A 20,014-nucleotide genomic window follows, 5' to 3' on the forward strand; every position below is an offset into this window, starting at 1 on the left:
GAGGCGCGCATTCGGCGGCACGACGGGTGTCGGCGCAGCTCTGACACCGTGCCGCCGGGGCGCGATCCCAGTCGCCGCGAGACAGGAAGCACTGGATTTTGGCCCCCGCGGCGGCATTATGATCGCGACATGATTGCTAGATGCTTGCAAAACTCAACGCCAGGTCGCATTATGACGAAGTTTTGATCATGATTTAGACAGTATATAGCCAAAACAGAAAGGGATTAACGAGGGTGTCCGGCAGCAAAAACACGTTCAGTGCGAACCAATCTGCAGTGGGATACTTGTATCAAGCCCGTCTCGCGCTGGCTGAATGTCTGAGATACGCCTATTCTGAATCTGATATAGAGGTTTCTATTGAGAAATTTGACGATGTTGCATTCGAGAAGGACGCCAGAGCCTTGAAGCTCCCTTTCGCGCCGCGGTCGGCGGGGACTATCGTTCGGGGCGGTTTCGCCAAGCAACTTCCTGCATGGCCGATGATGCGCAAAGGACGCGTCGCCGCCTTCTCCTTCCCGCCGGGTTTGCCTCGAAGATCACGCCCAACCTGACGGGGCGCGCCGTCCGGTCAATGGGACTGCCCGCTCCATTCGGCCTGAAGGCCTCCCGTGTTGCACCGTGACCGTCCGGCTCCGCCGCCCCGTCTGACGGGGGGCGTATCGAGTAAAACCCTAAACGAAAAGGAGAAGACCAATGACGACACGTAACCGCAACAGCCCAGCTTGAAGGCAAGCGCGAGAGCTTTGAAGAGCAGCGTTGCTGCCGTGCTCACCGCCGTCCAGACCACCAGCAGCGCGAAGCGCAGCAGCAGGAACGCGAACACGAACACCAGCGGGATCAACTCGGCGATGGCCGGTGCGAGCAGAATCCACAGAATCAGTGCGCCAAGCATTATTGCCTCCCCGGAATGGTGATGCCCCACTGCGCGAGCAGCGGCAGGCCGAAGAAGAGCGCGGCACCTGTCATCGCCATCGCGGCCAGCGGGTGCGGGGCCATCAGGCAGACGAGCAGGTAGTAGAGCCGTCCCCACCAGAGCTTGAGGCGCAGACCGAGCTTCGGCCTCGCGGCCTTGCCGACATAGGGGTTGGCATGGAACTGACCGCGCAGCTCCGGCCGCTCCCAGTACGGCGTCTTCTTCAGCACCAGCGGGCTCAGGTTATCGAGCAGCACGATCTGCAGCGTCTTCTTGAGCCGCATCAGCTCGTCCGCCATCAGCAGCGGCCGCGCTGTCTCGGACTTCGAGGTATCGCCGCGCGCGCTCACGCTCTTGCTCAGCACCGTCGTGCGGCCGAGCATTTTCTCCGTGTACTCGGCGGTCTCCAGATCGGCGACGGCGAGGAACTGCTTCATCGCGCAGTTGCCGACAATCGTCTGCCAGTCCTTGCCGTAAAGCGCGGTCACCTGGCCGACATTCTGCCAGACGCTCCAGATCGACACGCGGTACTTGCGCAGCGTCGCAAGCCAGTTGGGAAACCGCATGATCTTGCCGAGCGCTGCCGCCTCGTCGATCATGAACAGCACGCGCTCTTTGGGCAGCGGCTGGCGCTGAAGCTCGAGAATGGCGCAGGCCATCGCGAGCCGCGTCACGGCGGCATGGCTCTCGATATAGTTGAGCGGCAGCGCGACGCTGATGATCCCGCCTTTTTGCCGCTTGCCGAGTCCTTTGAGGATTCCGAATTCCACCTCGTCGCGCATCAGCATGTCGCGGACTAGCGGATCGGCCATGAAGGTCAGGTCCTGCTGCATCGTCGACATGATCGCCGAGAATTCTTCCGGCGCCTGCTGCTCTGTGCGCTCGAGCCGGTTCGCCTGCTTGGCAATCAGGCCAAGGCACGTACCGTTGACCTTCATCGCGCCCAGCAGCGCTTCCCAGCCGGCGACATCGGCGTTGACGTAGTCGTAGAGCGTCGCGAGGTTCTGCCTCGCGGCGGGCTCCGCCGTGCGGATGTGCACGATCATCGCCTGCAGCGCGCTCTCGGCCGAGTCCTTGAAATACCCGCTGCTGCCGTTCTCCGCGCCGGTGCGGGCAACCAGCATCTCGGCGATCAGTTTCGCGTCCGCCGCCAGCGTCGGGCTGTTCGCATCGAGCATGCACAGCGGATTGAAGCCGTGCTGCGGCAGCGCCCACGGCGCCTGCGGGAATGCGCCGAACGGGTTGATGCAGCGGAATTCATAGCCGCGCTTTCGCCATGCCTTGCAGGCGACCGCGGTATTCTCCGCACCCGGATCGATCAGGAAGATGTAGCGTTGCGTGAGCAGGTTCGGCAGGATCGCCGCCGTGCCCTTGTTCGAGCCGGGGCAGCCGAAGGTCAGCGCATGCGCGCCGTCATAGAAGACGCCCATGCGGCCGGTGAAGTCACCGAGGCGCAGGCCCTTGTTCTTCAGGTATCCCGCCTTGTAGAGCGGCCAGACGCCCGACCATACCGCCGAGCCGTAGGTGTACGGCTTCGGCTCGCCGAAGCGCCAGTTCAGAAGGCACAGCAAGGCCAGTGCGGACGCGCCGCCATAATACCAGTTCATTTTCGTGAACCTTTGGTAAAGTGAATCTGGCGGCCAGGGTGACGGACAGGGCGGGGCCGCGTCCTGTTCACAGCCTGGTCAAAGCGGTGAGGGCGGATTGGAGCAAGCGCTCAAACTGACGACGTTCGACGAGCGCGCGCGCCAGCGCGTGCGGGACGGGCTGCGCTCTTACATGCGCACGCACCGGATCGGCGTGCCGACTTTGCAGGTCCGGATCATCGAGGCGGACGCACCGCGCTACCGGGAAATCCCGCTCTCGACCTTGCAGCGTTTTCTGCGTGACGCGCACCGCACGGCGGATGCGCATGTCGCGGTCTGCGCGCAATTCCTGGAGAAGGCGGGGGAACCGATAGCGGCGGCGGACGATACCGGCTTCGCGCCCGCGCTAGCCGGATTTATCGGCGTGCCGGACGATCCGCTGAGCGTTGCCGATGCGGCGCTTCAGAGCGAGCTTGCCGGTGATTATGAGGTGACGGGGCGGCAGGAGGGTGAGCCGGCAATCCGGCTCGGGCTGATGCCCGCCCCCGGAAGGCCGTGGCTCGATGCCGCGGAGACGGTGAGCCCTTCGGAAGACTCACCGCTGCGCCACCGCTATGAAGGAACGCTCGCGGGCAACGGCCCGCTGCTGTTCATCGCGCTGCGCCATACGCTGACCCGCCTGCCGAAAATCTACTGGCTGGAGCGGGCGGACTCAGCCGGGAAAGAGCGGTATCTGGCGGGGCAGATGGCGGAGACGCTGTTCCGGGCTGAAGGCGAGAAGAGCAGCCGCGTCTTTACCCGGCAGCTGATACTGGAAGCGAAGGGCTAAAGTGTTCTGGGGCAAGCTTGACGAAAAAGGGCGGCTGCTGCGTGCCGATCGCGACTGGCAGATCGACGCGGATTTTCTGCGCGCCTGCTACGCGGGCGAGCTGGATGCCGTGCGGTCGATGATCGCAGGCGGCGCGGCGATCGACCAGACCGATAAGGCGAGCGGCTTATCGGCGCTGCATATCGCGGTCGGCACAAACAATCTGCCGCTCGTTCGCATGCTGGTCGAGGAGCATCAGGCGGGGTTTTTCGCGGACCGCTCGGGACGCTGGCCGACGCTGATTGCGGCGGAGTGCGGCGTGGACGACGATCTGTCGGATTATATCGTCGCAGCGGAAGCGCGGTTCCTGGGACAGGAAAGCTCAGTATAAGAATCCGCGAGCCGCACGAAGGGCGGCGAGCGGCGTGACCAGTATTTGACCAACGGGCATAAGCTCTGGTATCTATTGCCAATCCCGCGCTCGGTAAGGGATTGCGACGAAGGTTAATGCTTCGTTAAACTTGATCCCGGATAATGGAGATAGTAGGTCGTTAAGGCCGGATACAAGATGTGCGCGGGGTCCCCGCGCCATCTTGGCAAGGGGGCGCTAGCCGCCCCCCGTTGCATCCCCCCGGCGATCGTCCTTCCGGGGCATTGAACCCCGAAAAGACGATGGCAGCGTTCCGGCGCTGCACCACGGCCAAGAGAGAATTCGCTCTCTCTTTGGAAACTCATCGACCATGGGCTTTCGCGCCCCTGGACCCAAGTCCGCCGTAGCCTCTGGCGTAGGCGGAACGACCGGTGTGTCGGCACCGGCTTCGAGGAACGCGTCGTCGTTCCATCACGACCAGGTGGAGACTTCGGTTCTCCCCACTGGACCCCCATCGACCAGGGCAATCGCGCCCTGAACGACGACCAGCATTGCGGTGCTGGACCCCCCGCCAGGGGACGGTGCCGCGTGCGGAAACGAGACACGACCATGGCCCGCTCAGGCAGCGAAAATCGCCAGCGCCGGATCACCCTGAAGGCGCGGTTCAACGACGCCGAGGCCGCTCTGATCCTGGAGCAGGCCGAGCGGGCGGGCGTGTCCGTGGCGTCCCTCATCCGCTATGCCGTGCTGGGCCAGCCGCCGCTGCGCAGCGGGCGCAATCCCGCCGTCGGCCATCAGGCGGCGGCGCAGCTTCTGGCCGGGCTCGGGCAGGTCGCGACGGAACTGCGCAGGGCGGGTGCCGACGCCGGTGAGGCGGAAAATGCCGCCATCATCGAGGCCGCCCATCGTGATCTCGCCGAGATGCGCGCGCTGCTGTTCGAGGCGCTCGGGAGGCTGCCATGATCCTCAAAGGCAGCCAGCGCGGCAACGGCGCCGACCTTGCGATCCACCTGATGAATTCTTTCGACAACGAGCGCGTTGAAATCGCCGAGGTCTACGGCACCGTGGCGGGCGATCTCTACGGCGCTTTCGCGGAATTCGAGGCGGTGGCGGCGGGCACGAAGGCCAAGCAATATCTCTACAGCCTGTCGATCAACCCGCCGTCGGCGCTCACGCGCGAGCAGTATTTCGCGTGCGTGCAGGCCATCGAAAATCGTCTCGGCCTGACCGACCAGCCGCGCGCCGTCGTCTTCCATGTGAAACGAGACGCCGGTGGTGAAGCGCGGGAGCATTGCCATGTCGTCTGGTCGCGCATCGATTCCGCGCAAATGAAGGCCATCCATATGGGCCATGACCACAGCCGGCTCATGGACCTCGCCTGTGAGCTCGCCCACAAATACGGCCTCGCTTTGTCGCCGGGCCTGCAGGCGTGGGAGGCGCGGCAGAAGCGCGATCTTGGCAAGCTCGAGCCGACCTTTGCCGAGCGGGCGCAGCAGAAGAATACGGGGATCACGCCCGAGCAGCGCCGCGCTGAAATCACAGCCGCGTATGAGCGCTCGGACAGCGTTGCCGCCTTCCGGGCGGCGCTGGCGCAGAAGGGCTATGTCCTCGCCAAAGGCGACCGCCGCGGCCTTGTGATCGTCGACAGGCATGGTGCCGTGCACAGCCTGTCGCGCTACATCAAGGGACATACCGCGAAGGCGATCCGCGAGCGGCTTGCGTTCAATCACGATGCTCTGCCGACGGTCGAGCAGGCGAAAGAGCATGTCCGGGACCGGGAGCGCAAGCTTGCGGAGAAGCAGCAGCAGGCGCAGGCCGCCGATGCGGCCGGGGAGAAGGCGGCACAGGCGAAGCAGCAGCGGCGTGAGGAATTGCGGCGCCGCGCCGGTGCCGGGCTTGCCCGCAGGCATGAGCAGAGACGGACGGACCTGCGGGGCAAGGAGCAGCAGTTGCTGGTCCGGCAGCAGGCCGAGCGGATGGCGCTGCATGCGGCGCAGAAGGCGGAGAGCGGCGGCATCCTGTTCCGGGTGCGCACGGCGGTTGCCGAACTGGTCGGCAGGACGCCGGCGCTCCGCTCGGTGCTCGGTCCGCTGCAGAAAATGACCAAGCTCGATCCGCGCGAGCGGCATGATCTTGAGCGCGGGGCGCTGGAGCGGCGGCACGAGCGGGAGAGGAAGGACTTCGACCGCGAGAAGCGGATGCTTGCGCGGCTTGAAACGCGGGAGCGGCAGGCGCTGGAGAAGGCGCTGCGGCAGCGGGAGAAGCAGGCCGAGAAGATTCAGGGGCAGGCGCGGCAGGCGTTCGATGAGGCTGCGCACGATCAGGTTGTGCGGACGGCCACCGGCATCGAGGAAGGTGAGTTGCAGGTACAATTCAACGATGCGGCGGAGTTTGTCGAAGGGGCCGGGAAAGACGGCGGTGATGACGATGATCGTGCGCCGAGCTGGAAGCAGCGGGGCGAGAAGGAGGGAGTGCGGAGGCGGCCGCGACGCGGGCAGGGAGTGCGGAGACCGCGCGACTGAATTCGGCCCGGCGCTTGGCATGTGACGTGCACGAAATTGCGGGTGGCGAAGGCGATTGAATCGACGCATGCTCGTCTTGTTGATCTCGTGCGTCATGCCCGCGATGGCGGCGGACCCCAGCGCGATTGCAGCCGTGAGGATCGGGAACCGAGTCACCACGCCGCCGACCATCTGTCCGGTCTGCCGGAGCGCGGCATTCACACCGCCTTGACCAGCATACATCTGGGAGATCTGCGAGCCCTGCTGCACCAGCACCATGAGCGGGTTCATCCCGCCCGCGAGCGAGACGCCGATGTCGTTCAGCTGGAAAAGGAGCATCCGGCTCTGCCACGCCGCTATGGACGAGGCACGGCCAACCTGCCGAAGCGCGGTGCCGCGCCCCTTCAGGGCCGCAATGGACTCGAGCGCGGCACGGCGCTCGCGCGATATCGCCGCCGACATCTCATCAGCGGAAATCGCTCCGACGCGATGCGCCTGACGGATGTTCTCGAGCTCGAAGCGATAGCCCCGGATCGCCGCAAAGAGCGGGTTGTGCTTGGCCCGAAGATCATCGAGCGCCCGGCCATATGCCTCCACATCCGCGGCGTCGCGGCGCATGCCACCAGTCACGCCGGTGGCTGCATTGATGCGACCAGAGACCGAGTTGGTCGCGGATGCCGCGGCAGCGATCGAGGCGGCCAGCTGGGTGGAGCGAGCCGAGAGCGCCTCAAGGCGTGCGACCGCCGCGGAAGCGGAGCCACCCACGTCCTGCAGACCGCGCGACGCGGCAGGCGCGCCACCGGCGATGGACTCGAGCGCGGCGCGCCCCTCGCGGCCGACCGCGCGAAGATCGTCCTTGAGGGTCTGACCGCCCACCGCCGCGAGGCGGACGGATACGCGCCGTTCAGTCATCCTGCTCCACCTTCAGCCGTTCGTTGATTTTCCGGACCGCAATGGTCTCGATTTCCGGCAACAGCTCCGCCACCGCCGCCGCCGGCACGCCCAGCGCCGCGCCGAGCGCCAGGCCCGCCGTCATGTCCCACCCCAGCACCGCGCCAGGAATGGCGCGGATCTGGCCGCTCAGCCATGCTGGCCGGCTTCAACTTCATGGTGAATCCTCAACAGGTTGACTGCCACGGAGGCTGCATCAGCAGAGCGGGCGGCATTGAGGCGGCGAGCGGCGGTCAATCCGGGAGCGGGATTCCGTCGCCCTCGATCGCGGCCGCTGCCCGTAGCGCGGCGGTGAAGGCGGGATGGTCGCGCCGCCACTCGCGGACCGCATCCTTGCGGTAGAGGACGCGCTGGCCCATGCGGACGTGGGGCGGCCCGATCCGCTTCGTCGCCCACCGCCGGAGCGTGTCCGCGGCCATGCCGAGTTCGGCCGCCAGTTCGGCCCGCGTCAGCCAGCCGTCGAGCAGCTCGGAATTCGGATTTGCAGCACCGTCCATGCGCGGTCACTCCCAGGATTCGATGGGAGCAGCGAACCACGCGTGCCCGAGCGGCAACGAGGCGGCGACCGGCAATGAAGCACAATCCCGGGCGCCGCTTCGCTACTTGCGGCACAAAACAGGATTAGTCGGGCAGTTCTTGGCAAATACTCGCGCGGTTAGTGGCTATCCCGCCGCAGTCACCGAAATTTTGACCTAGAAACGGGGGGTGGTGGCTAAGTATAGGTGGATGGGAGTTCGAAGCGGGGCAATGGTGGAAACAAGTGACAGCACAGTGCCTTAGACGGAGAATCTCAATCATGCCGCTTCCGCCTCGATTCGCTTGGACCATTGCAGAGGCGGCAGCCCGATGGGGCTGCATGGCGGCCGATATCGTGGGTTGGGCAATTACGGGCCGGCTCGACCTCGTGAGCGCGATCCGGACGGTGAGCGCCAACGGTCAGGACGTGAGCGGGATCGTCACTTTGCCGCCCGAGGATCTGCTTCCCATGTTCCGCCGCGACGGTTCAGGTCCGCGAAGCGCGGCCGTGCGCCGGGTGCGCCCGCCGGGGAGCGAAACATGGTTGCGGATCACGGATCCGGCGAACGGCATCGAGATCGAGGCGGCGGACGTCCTTATCACCACCGCCGACCTGGAGCGCTTCGAGGATGATCACTCGCTAGCCAAGCGGACGGCGCCGGGCGGAAGCGCCTCGAGGTACGATTGGGACGGGTTCTACACGGCCCTCATCCGTCGCATCCACAATGACGGGTTGCCCGACACCCAGCGCGAGCTGGTGGTGGAGATGCAAGGATGGTTTGAGCGCCGCTCAAAGGATGGCGATGCGCCTGACGAGAGCACGATCCGCCGGAAGATCAGCGCGCTCTGGAACGAACTTCGGGCCTGACCGGGCAAGAGTCGCGTGAAGCAAGCCATCCGCCAGCTTCCGCATTCGCGCCTCCTCACGAAATAGCTCCCACCGCAGGCGGGTGAAGTAGGCGTCCGCGCCCCAGTCGCGGCGCCATTCCGCCTCCACCTTGGCGCAGACGAGGAAATGAAAAGCCTCCTCGAATCCCAGCGCACTCAACATGCGGTGCACCTCCGCCCGCTCCGCAGCACGTGCCTCGCGCCTCCGGCGCAGCCTCCTCAGCATACCATCCCCCAGCCCCACATCCCCGAAAGGCAGCATGCCACGTCACCACGTCGACATGGACTGCTTGTGAAGCATCGGGTTAATCGGAATCGGACAACCAGCGCTTGCGCCAAGGGTCAGAACTTAGTCATCCTGCGGCCCTTCATTTCCGATTGGGTGGGTAGAGAATTGCCACAGATCGTCAGAACGCTGGAGTATCGTCGCGCTCGCTTCAATGTAGAGGGTCCTGACCTAGAGCAACTCACACGGCAGGCTTGGGGGCAGTTTGCTACTCACCTCGATCGAGGGATCACCCGTAGGGACCGAGCGGTTGTGACTGGCATGCGGAGCCGAGACGAGGGAGGGCTAGGGTTCTCCGTGTATGGCGCGCGCTACTACGATGGCCAGGGAATCGGCGTGATTCCGATGGTGCCAGCCGCAGACGTAGACCTCGGGGAACGCCAACCAGGCGAGAATGAGAACTACCTAAGCGCCGATTTTTTCGCGCTGATCCGCAGCAACCACGTCATCTGTCTGAACTGCGGTCGCAATGGCGGCGCTCTTCGAGGATACCTCGCGATGTTGTTCGCCAAGGCGGAGATGCCGAACGAAGTGCAGCAATTCGAGCTCATCCGTGTCGCCAACCCCAATACGCTCGCGATCATAGAGGCGGTTGGTGTGAAGCGCGTGAATATGAAGGTCAGCATCACTGAGGCAGCGGCCGTCGACTTGATCGGGGACGCACCCGGTGGTGGCCTTTGGCAAGATGCCAAGCGGCGGTTCGGAGAGGCGTTCCGCGGATTGACCGAACGAGATGAGGAGCTCGGGCAGCTTCGTCAGGCCGAACGCGGAAGCGTGACAGTGTCGATAAACGTGGAAAAAGGCGACCTTGCGGTGGCAAAAGAGGGCCTAGACCACTTGGCCGCCGAGATTGCCGAGGACGAGGACGCCGAGGGCTACGTGATCGAGCTGCGGAACAACACGACGATCAAACCGAACGAGGTCAGCTCCAAGAAAACCGTCCGGATAGATGCCCACGCGAATTCAGTCAGCCCACCGCAAGCATGGGACGCGATGAGGGAGTACATGGGCGAGCTGGTGGAGAACGGCCAGATAGAGGTGTGAGTTGAACGCCGGAAGGAAGGCATCGGGAACGGACTGGTGGCGGCTGGCGAAGCTGGCGGCCGCGATCCTCGTCTCGGCCTTCGTTGGTTACCGATTTCAGCCTATGGTCGCGCACAACGCCGATGCGGTAAATACCGTGGTCACGATCTTCTCGATCCTGGCGGGGTTTCTCATCGCAGTGATCACCCTGATCGCTGAGCCGGTTCTAAGGCAGGCCCGGGATTGGCAAGAACTGCAAGGGATGAAGGGGACGGTGCAGCGTAAGCTTGCACGGCAGAAATGGCTGTTCTTCTTCTACCTAATCACGCTCGGTGCGGCCTTGGGGACGTTCCTTGTGCCCGAGACACAGCCATGCGTTCAACGGTGGCTTGAGGTTGTGTTCCTCGGACTGGCAACGTTCGTCTTCCTTGCCTCCTTCGAACTGCCAGGATCCCTGATGCGTCTTCAAATGGACCGCTACGAAGCGGAAATGGAAGCTACGAAGCCCAAGGCGCTGAGGGACGCTAAAGCCGCAGCCGCGGAGGCGATCAAACGCCCGGAGCAGTAGGCGGGTCACGCCGCCGCCAGAATCTGCGGGTTTCGGATCTGCCTCTTGCGCGCCCCCGCAACCAAATCTACAACAATATCAATACCCTACGCGCCTCGGCGCGTGGGGTATTTTTATACCTCACGGCCGGGTCAACAATAGGTCAACAAAACGGCCGAAACTGCGAAGCGTGGCAGGGCCCTATCGATCCCGCATGACACCGGCTGTCCGCCGACGCCGCTCGTAGCGAGCGCATCGCGAGCGTGGTAGCGTCGGTCATGGGTATCGAGGCAACACGGACATGGGGCGCCGATTACGGCCGGATGAGATCGATCCCCTGACTACCGTTGGCATTGCGCCGAGGGTGAATTGGGGTCGGGTGCCGATCACGGGCATCGAGGTCCTGCGCGACGCGGTTCTCGGGGCGGGGCTCGATGCCGTGCAGATGTCGCGCGGCCGGGTAGCGGGCTCACTGGTCTTCGCCGAGGTTGACGGCGTGCTCTACGGGAGCGGGAGCATCAACGGGCGGGTCTCGCTGGTAGGGCCGCTGTCCGAGGAGCGGGTGACGCTAGGCATCGGGCTCGCGTTCCCCGAGGGCGCCCGGCACTGGCAGCAGGAGGTCGCCGCCGGGGGCGTCGGCATCTTCCTGCCGGGAGACGAGCACGACGCGCTCTACCGGCCGGGGGCCCGTTACGTGGCGGCGACCCTTAGCCTCGAGCGACTGGAAGCGGAAGCCGCCCGGCAGGATCTCGTTCTCGATCGCCGTGCGCTCGGCGGATCCCGGATCCATCCGCGGCCGCTCGCCGCCGAGGTCCTCAGGCGGCTGGACCGAAGGCTGCGGGCTGTACATGTTGGGGCGAGCGGAGACGCCGCCCTCGGTCCCGACCTCCTTGCCGCAATGGTCGCGCATTGCGCGCGGGAGCCCCAAAGGCAGCGGACGACGGCGCGGCAACCCCGCCATCGGCGCATCGTCATCCAGGCCCGTGCCTATGTCGCCGCGCACCTCGACGAGCCGATTTCGGTGGATGCGGTCGCGGCAGCCGCCGGCACGTCGCGACGCACGCTTTACCGGGCCTTCGTTGAACTTGTCGAGGAGACGCCGAGCCTCTATGTCCGCAGGCTGCGGCTGCATCGAATCCGCCACGACCTCGCCTCGCCGGAGGAGGCCGCGACCGCCATCGCTCTCCTCGCCGCGAAGTGGGGCGTGGGCGAGCCCGGGCGACTCTCCGGTTGGTACCGGGAACTCTTCGGCGAGCTGCCGTCGGAGACGCGCGCCGCCTATCGCCGGATCGTGAAGGCAAACGCTCGTCCCGCGTCCACTTTGGCACGATCCGCATAGAACTCCTGTCATGGCGCGGTAAACTGGTGGCAACGGGCCGGAAACCGCGCGACCTGTCGCGATGCTCGGTTGGCCGGCCCCAGGCCGGAGGAATCTTCATGCGACCGAAAACGCCCCTGCTGTCCGCCCTGCTGGCATCGACGCTGCTCGGTGTTTCGCCTGTGGCCGCCCAACAGCCATCAGCGCCTCCGAGCTTCGCGGACCTGACCATGCCCTCGGCGGAAGTGAAACCGCAGGAAGCCTACGTCCGCGCCGTTGCCCGCACCGCCTACCTCTGGGGTTGGCCGATGGTGAACATGCTGAACCGGCGGACCAGCATCACCCAGGCGCCGCAACCAAGGTTGCTCGGAGGCATCCTGCCGGTGGCGCCGCAGGGTCAGCTCGCGATGCTCCACGACTACGTCAACCCGGACCAGCGCGCCGTCGCCTGCCCGAACCAGGACGTGGTCTACGGTCTCGGCTTCTTCGACCTCGATAGCCAGCCGGTGGTGATCCAGGTGCCGGACTTCGGCGATCGCTTCTGGGTCTATGCCACCTACGACCAGCGGACCGACCAGTTCGGCCAGCTTGGCAAAGCCTATGGCACCGAGCCCGGCTTCTATCTGCTCGCCGGCCCGACCTGGAACGGCGAGGTGCCGAAAGGGATCACTGGCGTGGTGCGCGCGTCGACGTCGCTCGCCAACGTCATTCCGCGCATCTTCATGAACGACACCGACGAGGATCGCGCAGCGATCCAGCCGCTGGTCAATCAGGTGGTCGCCTATCCGCTCTCCGAGTTCGACGGCACGATGAAGGAGATGGACTGGAGCGGCCTGTCCGACATCCCCTCATCCGACGAGGGCGGCGGCAGCGAGACCCGCTGGGTCGTCCCGGAGAAGTTCTTCGACACGTTTCCGCAGGTGCTCGCGATGGTGCCGCCGCTGCCGGGGGAGGAGGCGCTCTATGCGCAGTTCCGCTGGCTGATGGACGTGGCGGCGGACGATCCGGATCTGAAAGCGGCGATCGTCGACGAGGCGGTGAAGGCCGAGGCCGAGGTCATCGCCCCGTTCCTCGAGTGGCGATACAACGGCAAGCCAGCCGGCAACGGCTGGAACCGCTCGGTCAACAACGCCCAGTTCGGCGTCGACTACTACAATCGGGCGGCCACGGCCCGATCGAACATCTTCGAAAACCGGCCGAACGAAACGCAGTACTTCTACACCGATGATGACGCCGCGGGCGCGGCGCTCGACGGGTCCAAGACCTACGCGATTACCTTCGCCGCGGGCGAGGAGCCGCCGGTCAACGGCTTCTGGTCGCTGACGCTCTACAACGAGGAGCACTTCTTCAACCCGAACGATCTCGGGCGCTATTCGCTCGGCACCAAGAACACGACGCTCCAGCGCAACGCCGACGGCTCGCTGACTCTCTATGCCGGCGCGACCTCGCCCGGGGCGGACAAGGAGAGCAACTGGCTGCCGGCGCCCGATGGGCCGTTCTCGCTCTACATCCGGGCCTACTGGGGCAAGGAGGCAATCCTCGACGGCACATGGCAGCCGCCGAAGATCGAGGTGGTGCAGTGAGTGAGGCGAGGAGGATGATCCGAGCCTCACTGCTCGCGGCCTCCGTCGGCGTGCTCGCGCTCGTGCCGGCCCTGCCGATGGCGCAGGAACGGGCGCCGATGACCCCGCTGATGGAGCAGATTAACGGCGGCAAGTGGCTCGACCCGGCCGAGGCTGCGTCGCTGCGCGACGAGCTCTTCTACCAGCGCGCCATCGACGCCTACTTCCGCACGCTGCCGGCGCTCAACGTCATCGGCATGCGCGATGGTTCGGAGGCGAAGTTCGGGGCCGGCTACAACGTGCTGCCGATCTGGAAGGACCGGATGGACTGCCGGGCCTGGGTGCCGACGCCGAACGCCGATGTCATCTACTCGATGAGCTATCTCGACCTGAAGGAGACCGGACCGCTGGTGGTGGCGGCGCCGCCAAACGTCATCGGCATGTTTACCGACTTCTTCCAGCGCACCATCACCGACGTCGGCGCGATCGGGCCCGACCGAGCGCGCGGCGGGCTCTACCTCCTCTTGCCGCCGCACTACGACGGCGAGGTGCCGCAGGGCTACTTCACCCTCACCTCGCCGACCTACAACGTCTTCCTATTCTTACGCACCGTCATGCCGAAGGGCGACGGCGGGCCGGACCCGGCGCCTGCGGTAGCGCTTGCCGAGCAAACGCGGGTCTATCCGCTCTGGGAGATGGAGAAGGACGTCGCGCCTATGGAGTTCCCGAACGGGTCAGGGCAGGACGTCAACATGATGTACCCCATAGACGCGAATTGCGCCACTTCCGCCGGTACGTCGAGGGCTTGGATCGAGGGTGCGAGATGATCCGGGAACTCGAGCTGCTCGCACGACGCGTTGGGCGACAGTTCTCGTCCCGGATGCGCAAGGAGATGGTTGTCCAGTCGTCACTGGCGATGGAGAGCCTGGTCGATCGCAGGGGCATGGGAAAAGCGGCCTGGAGCGCCCGAATGGAGCGCGGTGATTGATGATCATGCGAGCGCAATGTTCCGGTGGCCAGCGAAGCGTCGGCGACTGACTATAGGGCGAACTTGAAAGAAGATCAGGATCATATAGCCTGTAATCGATAGCAAAATTGTCACTAGAGGTCAGCTGATGGTATGGAATCCAAGTTTAGAGAACCATGCAGGGCAGTTATTCGAGAATGTGGAACTTGAAACATGCCGCGATGAACACGTTTCCCGTCCGAGAGTTCGCCCACTCGCACAATTTGATCCGAACATCAGGGTAGAGTTCCCAAGGAGACTGAGAGAGATGTTTCCAATGGGAACACGCTTTCTAGCGACTGCAAAAGTCTGTCAGAAAACCGAGGGCAGCAGAGCTAAAGGTCCCCGCTAACGGGCGGGACCGGAAGTCAAGCACTGCCGGCGCGGCCACGCCCTCGCGGCGGCCTGCCTTCGGCGCCCTCCTGAGTGGATCGTATCAGCGTCTCCCGGGCCGAGGCCAGATGCGCCCGGCAGGCGAGCTCGACGATCGAGGCGTTCCGGCCCAGCAGCGCGTCGATGTAGGTCAGGTGCTCCCGGATCGCGGTTTCGTTGCGCTGGCGCTCGTCCCGCTTGTTCCACTGGTAGTGGTAGTGGAAGATCAGCGTGATGATGTCGTAGAAGCTGTCGATGAACCGGTTCGGCGCGGCCGAGTTGATCAGGCGGTGAAACCGGCTGTCCAGATCGGAGAAGTCGTGGTAGCGGCGGTCGACCTCCGCCAGGAGTGCGACATGCTCCGTTCGCATGGCCTCGAGCTGGCTCCAGAACGGTGAGCCCCCCGGCGCCGCTGCGAAGGTGCGGGCCGAGCGCAGTTCGAACATCTCGCGGATCTCGAAGAGCTCGAGCGCGAAGGCAGGCGTGAAGCCCTTGAAGACCCAGCCGGCGTTCGGCCGCTTCTCGATCAGTCCGAAGCGCTGGAAGCGGTTGAGGAACTCGCGGATGCCGGTCGTCGCCACGCCGAACTGGCGGGCCAGCTCCAGCTCGTTGATCACCGTGCCGGGGCGGGCGTCGTCGCGCAGCATCCACTCCATGAAGCGCGCCTCGACCTGAGCCGCCATCGGCACGGTTTCGGCCTTGGGAAACCGCGGAACATCCGGGACGGCGCGCACGACCTTATGCCGACCGCTGCCGGCGACGATTCCGCCCGCGGCCAAGCGCGCGAGGACCTTGCGAACGGTCGTTCGGCTGACCCCCAGACGGGCGCTCATGACGCTCTCGGACGGCAGGCTCTCGCCGACCCCGAGGGCGGCGACGACATCGAGCGCGTCGTTGAAAGCGCGTTTGAACACGGTGTCGGACTTCATGGAATGTCCTCTTGGAGGATCCCCTGGTCTTTTTTAATCGATAAAAAACAGTTTGACGAGCGCCTCCTTCGGTTTTTTAGATATAAGAAGCACAGCTGGGAGAGACGTGCGGGTGAGCGAATGGATGCAGGAGCGAGCCGAGGCCGGCTCCGGCACGGGAGATCGGCGGGCCCGCGGCGCAATACTGGTTGCCTTGGGCCTGAGGCTCCTCGGCGCCGGGCCGCTCCTGATCCTCGCGCTGCTGGTCGTGGGCGTCGCGCTCTGGACCCCGAATTTCCTGAAGCCCGGCAATCTCAGCAACATTGCCGCGCAGACCGCCGTCATCGCCATCGTCGCCATGGGCCAGCAGCTCGTCATCCTGACCCGCGGCATCGACCTCTCGGTGGGCGCCAACCTGGCGCTGGCGACGGTGATCGGCGGGCTCATGTTCCGGGCCGTCGATTCCGGTCCCCTGGTGATCCTGGCCATGCTCGCGACCGGTGCGCTGGTCGGCGCCGTCAACGGCATCGTCTACGTCTACGGCCGGCTGCCGCATCCCTTCATCATCACCCTCGCGACGCTCAGCGTCTGCCGCGGGCTGGCGCTGGCGCTGGCGATCAACCACACGACCATGCGCGGCATGCCGGAGGCGATTACCCGGCTCGGAGACGGCGCGACGCTCGGCCTGCCGAACTCCTTCTTCGTGGTGCTCGCCGTCGCGGCAGCTCTGTTCGTGATGTCACGGGCGATGGTATGGGGGCGCTGGCTCTACGCCGTCGGCGGCGATCCGAACGCGGCGGTGGAGATGGGTATCCCCGTCAAGGGGATGCTGGTGTCGACCTACATCGTCTCCGGGCTCTGCGCCGGAATCGGCGCGGTAGTCCTGGCCGGACGCACCGCCGCCGGCTCGCCGCTCTACGGCAACCTGCTCGAACTGGACACCATCGCCGCGGTGATCATCGGGGGGGCGAGCTTTCTCGGCGGGCGCGGCCATCTCGGCCACGCGCTGGTCGGGGCGCTGATGATCGGCGTGATCCGCAACGCCCTCAACCTGCAGAACGTCGCGGTCTTCTACCAGATGATCGCCATCGGCGTGATCCTGGTGGTCGCGGTCGAGGCCGACGTGCTGCGCAACCACCTCGAGGCGCGGGCGCGCGTCCTTCAGTCCGCGAGGGGCCAGTGAACGCGCCGGTCCTGGAGGTCCGCGGTGCCGAGAAGCACTTCGGCGCGGTGCATGCGCTGAGGAACGTCAGCGTCGAGGTCCGGCGCGGCGAAGTGCTGGCCCTGCTCGGTGACAACGGCGCCGGCAAGTCGACGCTCGTGAAATGCATCAGCGGCGTGCACCCGCTCGACGCGGGCGAGATCCTGCTCGACGGCAAGCCGACATCGATCCATTCGCCGGCCGCGGCCCGTCGCGCCGGCATCGAGACCGTCTATCAGGATCTGGCGCTGTTCGACAATCTGACCCCGGCCCAGAACTTCTACTGCGGCCGCGAGATCGCCGGACCGGGATGGCTCCCGCGGCCGCTGCGGTTCCTGAACGGGCGCGCCATGGAGCGCGAGGCGGCGGCGGTCATCGACCGGCTGAAGGTGCGGCTGCCGAAGTTCGACGCGCCGGTCGCGCGGATGTCCGGCGGGCAGCGCCAGGCGATCGCGGTGGCCCGCGCCACCGTCTTCGTCCGCAAGGTTGTGATCCTCGACGAGCCGACGGCCGCGCTCGGGGTGCGGGAATCGCGCAGGGTTCTCGACCTGATCCGGCAGCTCTGCGCCGAGGGCAATGCCCTCATCCTCATCACCCACAACATCGAACAGGTCATCGAACTGGCGGACCGCGCGGTTGTGCTTCGCCAGGGACGCAAGGTCGGAGAGCTGAAGCCCGATCGGGGGACGCAGCAGCAGCTGGTCTCGCTGATCGTGGGGGCGGATGCGTCGCCGGGCCCGCCGTCCCGAGACGGGACTGCGGATTGAAGCGATCGCGACGGCTACCGCGCGATCCGGATTAGGGGAGGAGTAGAATGCAACTGAAGCGAATTCTGGGCGGGCTGGCCGTACTTGCCGGGATCTCCGGGGCCGCTCAGGCCCAGGAGCCGGTGAAGATCGGCTTCATCACCAAGTTCCCCGTGCCCTTCTTCGCCAGCATGGAGGACGCGGCCAAGGCCTACGCCGAGGCCAACCCAGGGGTGGAGATCATCTTCGGCCAGGGAACCTCGGCCACCGACATCGAGGGGCAGATCGCACTGATCGAGTCGATGGTCACCAATGGTGTGCAGGGCATCGCCGTCACGCCCGTCGACCCGACCGTGGCGCCGGCCCTCGACAAGGCGATCGAACAGGGGGTGAAGGTGGTCCTGATGGACAACAACATCCCCGACTGGGAAGGCCGGACGGCGCTGGCCACCACCGACAACTACAATGCCGGCAAGATCGCGGGCGAGTACCTGAAAACGGTGCTAAAGGACGGCGACACGCTCGGCATTCTCGAAGGCGTCCCCGGGGTGCCGTCGCTCGACGATCGGGTCGATGGGATGCTGGAGGGTCTCGCCGGCGTCGACGTCGAGATCGTCGGCCGGGGTGCCACCAACTGCACCGAGGAGCTCGGGATCAGCGTCGCCGAGGATCTGCTGACCGCGAACCCGGACCTCAAGGCGATCTATTCGGCCTGCGGTCCGCCGGCGGCTGGCGCGGCACGGGCGATCACCAACGCCGGGATCGCCAACGACGACATCATCCTGGTCGGCTTCGACTTCTGCTGCGGCGAGGCCGAGGCCCTGGCCGCGGGAACCGAGGACGCCACGGTGGCGCAGTTCCCGACCAAGATGGCCGAACTCGGCGTCGACGGGCTGGTCAGGGCCATCCGCGGCGAAGAGGTTGAGTCGCTGATCGACTCCGGCGCCGCGCTCGTGACCAAGGACAACATGTCCGAGTTCGAGTAGGACCCGGGATGAGGGCCGGACCAAGATCCGGCCCTCATCGATCTTCTGATGGGGCTCCCCGAATGGATGAGCAAGAGGTGTCGACGTGACGACTGTGGATGCCCTGGTGTGCGTCGAACCCGGCCGCCTGCGGCTCGAGCAGCGGCCCGTCCCGCGTCCCGGCCCCGAAGAGGCCCTGGTCCGCCCGCTGCGGGTGGGCATCTGTGGCACCGATTATCACATCTTCGAGGGCACCCAGCCTTTCCTCGCCTACCCGCGGGTCATGGGCCATGAGCTCGCCGTCGAAATCGTCGAGGCCCCCGCCGGCTCCGACCTCCCTCTGGGCGAGGTCTGCGTCGTCAATCCCTACATCGCCTGCGGTCGCTGCATCGCCTGCCGCAACGGCAAGCCCAATTGCTGTGTGCGGCTCTCCGTGCTCGGCGTCCACCAGGACGGCGGCATGACCGGACTGCTGTCGGTGCCCGTCGGCAACCTCGTGCGCGCGCCGGCAATGACCCCGGATCAGTGTGCGACGGTCGAGTTTCTCGCGATCGGCGCCCACGCGGTGCGACGCGGTGCGGTGACGGCGGGCGACCGCGTCCTCGTTGTCGGAGCCGGGCCGATCGGTCTCGGGACCGCGCTTTTCGCGCGCCTCGCTGGCGCCAACGTCATCCTGTACGACCGCGACGCGGAGCGGGCGCAGGCGGTCGGGTTGATCGCGGGCGCGACCGTCCTGCCGGGCGGGACCGACCCGTCGGAGGCGCAGGGCGAGGGCTTCGACGTGGTCTTCGATGCGACCGGCAGCGCCAGGGCGATGGAGAAGGGCTTCGACTTCGTAGCGCACGGCGGCCGCTACGTGTTTGTCGGCCTCGTGAGCGAGTCGATCACCTTCATGGACCCGGATTTTCACCGGAAGGAGATGACGCTGCTCGCGAGCCGCAACGCCACGTCCCAGGACTTCGAGCGGGTCCTCGCGGCGATCCGCGATGGGAATGTCGCGGTCCAGCGATTGATCACCCACCGTACCCGTCCGGCGGATGCGGCCCGGGACATTTCGCGTTGGGCAAGCAACAAGGCCGGTCTCATCAAGGCTTTGGTCGTATTCGAGTGATTTGTTTCTAATCAGAGATCCTTGTCGAAGGCCTGCCGGCTCTGCGAAATAAAGATCGTGGCGCCGAGTTCTCTACTTCGGTTAGCCGCCGTTAGCGCTGCCAGACCGGCCAGTTCCGCAAAGGAACTTATTTACTTGTGTCAGGCGTAACCTTGCTCCGGACTCTCCTCGTTCGAACGAGATGAAAGGCACCTCGTCTCGGTGTCGATTCCTGCCTGGCGCAGGTTCACCTTGACCGGATCGGGGGCGCGGCGCGGGCACCAGGCAGAGTCAACCTTTCGGTGGTGCCGTTGGGCTCAACGACTATGCGGCCGGTTGCAATCGCCTTGTGGACCGCGCTTTCGCTGCATCCGCGGCGCGCCGCATATGCCCGCCGTGAGACACACTACACGACTCTCGGGTTTTGGGGCGCTCTTGAAGGAATTCGGTGCCACTC

At 65.5% G+C, this 20,014-nt stretch carries 19 protein-coding genes and 1 pseudogene; 14 read left to right on the top strand and 6 right to left on the bottom strand.

Annotated elements, in window-relative coordinates:
* Positions 1-568: 568 nt before the first annotated feature.
* Together V7050_RS06845 and V7050_RS06850 are read right to left on the bottom strand one after the other, a co-directional pair.
* Positions 569-892, bottom strand: a complete 324-nt coding sequence (locus V7050_RS06845) for a hypothetical protein (protein ID WP_324375167.1) — start codon at positions 890-892, stop codon at positions 569-571.
* On the bottom strand, positions 892-2,520 hold the full coding sequence (locus V7050_RS06850) for a type IV secretory system conjugative DNA transfer family protein (protein WP_324375169.1): 1,629 nt from the start codon (positions 2,518-2,520) through the stop codon (positions 892-894). Before V7050_RS06850 ends, V7050_RS06845 begins: the two co-directional genes overlap by 1 nt.
* A 97-nt stretch (positions 2,521-2,617) precedes the next feature.
* Here V7050_RS06850 and V7050_RS06855 point away from each other — a divergent pair, with 97 nt between their 5' ends.
* The 4 genes from V7050_RS06855 to V7050_RS06870 all read left to right on the top strand — a co-directional run bounded on the left by V7050_RS06855 (position 2,618) and on the right by V7050_RS06870 (position 6,199).
* Positions 2,618-3,328: a hypothetical protein gene (locus tag V7050_RS06855; RefSeq protein ID WP_324375171.1), complete on the top strand. Its 711-nt coding sequence runs from the start codon at positions 2,618-2,620 to the stop codon at positions 3,326-3,328.
* A 1-nt stretch (position 3,329) separates the two neighbouring features.
* Positions 3,330-3,698: an ankyrin repeat domain-containing protein gene (locus V7050_RS06860; protein WP_324375173.1), complete on the top strand. Its 369-nt coding sequence runs from the start codon at positions 3,330-3,332 to the stop codon at positions 3,696-3,698.
* 588 nt (positions 3,699-4,286) lie between these two features.
* On the top strand, positions 4,287-4,640 hold the full coding sequence (locus V7050_RS06865) for a plasmid mobilization protein (protein WP_324375175.1): 354 nt from the start codon (positions 4,287-4,289) through the stop codon (positions 4,638-4,640).
* Positions 4,637-6,199, top strand: coding sequence for a relaxase/mobilization nuclease domain-containing protein (locus tag V7050_RS06870; RefSeq protein ID WP_324375177.1), 1,563 nt, complete (start codon positions 4,637-4,639; stop codon positions 6,197-6,199). Before V7050_RS06865 ends, V7050_RS06870 begins: the two co-directional genes overlap by 4 nt.
* A gap of 147 nt (positions 6,200-6,346) precedes the next feature.
* Here V7050_RS06870 and V7050_RS21015 read toward each other — a convergent pair.
* The 3 genes and pseudogenes from V7050_RS21015 to V7050_RS06885 all read right to left on the bottom strand — a co-directional run.
* A pseudogene (locus V7050_RS21015) lies at positions 6,347-7,090 on the bottom strand (phage tail length tape measure family protein); the annotation flags it as partial.
* Positions 7,083-7,214: a DUF7697 family protein gene (locus V7050_RS06880; RefSeq protein ID WP_324375181.1), complete on the bottom strand. Its 132-nt coding sequence runs from the start codon at positions 7,212-7,214 to the stop codon at positions 7,083-7,085. The pseudogene V7050_RS21015 and the gene V7050_RS06880, both read right to left, overlap by 8 nt.
* 148 nt (positions 7,215-7,362) lie before the next feature.
* Positions 7,363-7,626: a helix-turn-helix transcriptional regulator gene (locus V7050_RS06885; protein ID WP_324375183.1), complete on the bottom strand. Its 264-nt coding sequence runs from the start codon at positions 7,624-7,626 to the stop codon at positions 7,363-7,365.
* A gap of 359 nt (positions 7,627-7,985) precedes the next feature.
* On the opposite strand from V7050_RS06885, the gene V7050_RS06890 reads away from it, so the two are divergent.
* The 6 genes from V7050_RS06890 to V7050_RS06915 all read left to right on the top strand — a co-directional run bounded on the left by V7050_RS06890 (position 7,986) and on the right by V7050_RS06915 (position 14,096).
* Positions 7,986-8,513, top strand: coding sequence for a hypothetical protein (locus V7050_RS06890; protein ID WP_324375184.1), 528 nt, complete (start codon positions 7,986-7,988; stop codon positions 8,511-8,513).
* A gap of 603 nt (positions 8,514-9,116) precedes the next feature.
* Positions 9,117-9,863, top strand: coding sequence for a hypothetical protein (locus V7050_RS06895; RefSeq protein WP_324375187.1), 747 nt, complete (start codon positions 9,117-9,119; stop codon positions 9,861-9,863).
* Between the two features lies 1 nt (position 9,864).
* The gene (locus V7050_RS06900; protein ID WP_324375189.1) at positions 9,865-10,410 is read left to right on the top strand and encodes a hypothetical protein; all 546 of its coding nucleotides are present in this window, start codon (positions 9,865-9,867) and stop codon (positions 10,408-10,410) included.
* Between the two features lie 358 nt (positions 10,411-10,768).
* Positions 10,769-11,728: an AraC family transcriptional regulator gene (locus V7050_RS06905; protein ID WP_324375190.1), complete on the top strand. Its 960-nt coding sequence runs from the start codon at positions 10,769-10,771 to the stop codon at positions 11,726-11,728.
* 26 nt (positions 11,729-11,754) lie between these two features.
* Positions 11,755-13,290: a DUF1254 domain-containing protein gene (locus tag V7050_RS06910; RefSeq protein ID WP_324375192.1), complete on the top strand. Its 1,536-nt coding sequence runs from the start codon at positions 11,755-11,757 to the stop codon at positions 13,288-13,290.
* 14 nt (positions 13,291-13,304) lie between these two features.
* Positions 13,305-14,096 carry a DUF1254 domain-containing protein gene (locus tag V7050_RS06915; protein WP_324375194.1) on the top strand — a complete coding sequence of 264 codons (792 nt, stop codon included), beginning with the start codon at positions 13,305-13,307 and terminating at the stop codon, positions 14,094-14,096.
* 547 nt (positions 14,097-14,643) lie between these two features.
* Here V7050_RS06915 and V7050_RS06920 read toward each other — a convergent pair.
* Complete coding sequence (locus V7050_RS06920) at positions 14,644-15,576, bottom strand: GntR family transcriptional regulator (RefSeq protein ID WP_324375196.1); 933 nt, start codon at positions 15,574-15,576, stop codon at positions 14,644-14,646.
* 193 nt (positions 15,577-15,769) lie between these two features.
* Between V7050_RS06920 and V7050_RS06925 the strand changes: the two genes are divergently transcribed.
* The 4 genes from V7050_RS06925 to V7050_RS06940 all read left to right on the top strand — a co-directional run bounded on the left by V7050_RS06925 (position 15,770) and on the right by V7050_RS06940 (position 19,578).
* Positions 15,770-16,738 (top strand): ABC transporter permease, encoded by a 969-nt coding sequence (locus V7050_RS06925; RefSeq protein ID WP_324375198.1) that lies wholly within the window; start codon positions 15,770-15,772, stop codon positions 16,736-16,738.
* The gene (locus V7050_RS06930) at positions 16,735-17,523 is read left to right on the top strand and encodes an ATP-binding cassette domain-containing protein (RefSeq protein ID WP_324375200.1); all 789 of its coding nucleotides are present in this window, start codon (positions 16,735-16,737) and stop codon (positions 17,521-17,523) included. The genes V7050_RS06925 and V7050_RS06930 overlap by 4 nt, the downstream gene beginning before the upstream one ends.
* A gap of 47 nt (positions 17,524-17,570) precedes the next feature.
* Positions 17,571-18,488 carry a sugar ABC transporter substrate-binding protein gene (locus tag V7050_RS06935; protein ID WP_324375202.1) on the top strand — a complete coding sequence of 306 codons (918 nt, stop codon included), beginning with the start codon at positions 17,571-17,573 and terminating at the stop codon, positions 18,486-18,488.
* An 85-nt stretch (positions 18,489-18,573) separates the two neighbouring features.
* Positions 18,574-19,578, top strand: a complete 1,005-nt coding sequence (locus V7050_RS06940) for a zinc-binding alcohol dehydrogenase family protein (protein WP_324375204.1) — start codon at positions 18,574-18,576, stop codon at positions 19,576-19,578.
* Positions 19,579-20,014: the final 436 nt, after the last annotated feature.

Source organism: Amaricoccus sp. (genome assembly GCF_036846665.1).
Lineage (GTDB): Bacteria > Pseudomonadota > Alphaproteobacteria > Rhodobacterales > Rhodobacteraceae > Amaricoccus.